This window comes from Bacillus sp. EKM206B, from assembly GCF_011066015.1.
Taxonomy (GTDB): domain Bacteria; phylum Bacillota; class Bacilli; order Bacillales; family Bacillaceae; genus Bacillus; species Bacillus velezensis.
On record NZ_JAAMNL010000045.1, the window covers coordinates 1 to 290 of the forward strand.

The 290-nt window shown below is 55.9% G+C and carries 1 protein-coding gene; it reads left to right on the forward strand.

All coding sequences use genetic code 11. The features are described 5' to 3' along the window. On the forward strand, positions 1-290 hold a 290-nt coding region (locus tag G9F50_RS20330), incomplete at both ends, for a hypothetical protein (RefSeq protein ID WP_165417795.1).

A 290-nucleotide genomic window follows, 5' to 3' on the forward strand; every position in this document is an offset into this window, starting at 1 on the left:
GCCTATCATATTGAGCTGTGTGATGAAAACGGCGCGGTATGTGTCCGATTGACGGGGCTCACCGCCCGTTTTCTGGAAGAGGAAACGGAGGAAAAACCGCTCTTGCTTCAGCCAAAGTGGCAGGAATCACCGCCGGATGAAGGCGGCGGACAAGAAGAGTCTTTCAGATACGTGACACTGTATGGCGGAATGAATGCTGAGGACATAAGCGGTGCCGTATGTGCGGCTGACGGCGAAGGTCCGATTGAAGACCGTTATGACGCCTGCGCGGCGGAGCTGTCAGCGATCGT